This window comes from Pseudoalteromonas rubra, from assembly GCF_004212645.1.
Lineage (GTDB): Bacteria > Pseudomonadota > Gammaproteobacteria > Enterobacterales > Alteromonadaceae > Pseudoalteromonas > Pseudoalteromonas rubra_G.
In genome coordinates this window covers 1-289 of sequence record NZ_PPUZ01000182.1, presented here as the reverse complement: position 1 = coordinate 289, position 289 = coordinate 1, and the positions used below count along the sequence as shown (strand labels likewise).

Genomic DNA, 289 nt, shown 5'->3' with positions numbered 1-289 from the left:
AGTGATAGCCAGCCGCTGCTGACCAGATTGCAAATAGAGCCAGAAAACTGGTTTAAGCTTACTACTCGATTTACCAAGGTATTCCATGGTGCAGTAGGGCGAAAGCAAGCAATGACGGATTACTGTGAACGTCTGGGTAAAAAGCGACGAACCAATCTGGTGCAGTGTGAGCGGCTATTTGGCTAACAGCCTTTTTCCTTCAGTGTCATTTAGATTTATCCAAACTGAAGCTTGGACGTACTCTCGTATTGTCTAACCCTTCTTATTTTCCAGAGTTTTGAGTTTAAAC

1 pseudogene is annotated in these 289 nt (G+C 43.6%); it reads left to right on the top strand.

The features are described 5' to 3' along the window. A pseudogene (locus C3B51_RS23425) lies at positions 1 to 186 on the top strand (transposase); the annotation flags it as partial. Between the last annotated feature and the right edge of the window lie 103 nt (positions 187 to 289).